At 55.9% G+C, this 313-nt stretch carries 1 protein-coding gene; it reads right to left on the bottom strand.

The window, feature by feature from the left end; all coding sequences use genetic code 11:
- Positions 1 to 313 (bottom strand): transposase (locus AC3G2T_RS38900; protein WP_488438839.1); only part of this gene is annotated, 313 nt, incomplete at both ends.

Here is a 313-nt window from a genome sequence, read left to right as displayed (position 1 = left end):
TCGCTTATGAATTCGTTCTTGTCTTGTACGCGAATCTTAGGGAAGGTGGTACGCATCTTGTGGACGACGCAGTGCTGCACGTCTGCTTTCGGATAAGCCTCACGAAACGCCTCTTCCAGCCCCTGTAAGCCGTCGAAGACGCCTAACAAGACATCGGTTGCGCCGCGTCGCTGCAGGTCTTTAAGCACGTCACGCCAGCCATTAGAGCTCTCTTGACCACCGATGTAGAAGCCGAGAATGTCCCGGTAGCCCTCCTCGCTGATCCCCATGGCAAAATAGACGGCTTCCCCGGCGACTGTACCGCGTTTGAGCT

The organism is Paenibacillus sp. sgz302191, assembly GCF_057749925.1.
The sequence above is the reverse complement of the archived record's forward strand: the minus strand, read 5'-3'. Positions and strand labels throughout refer to the sequence as shown.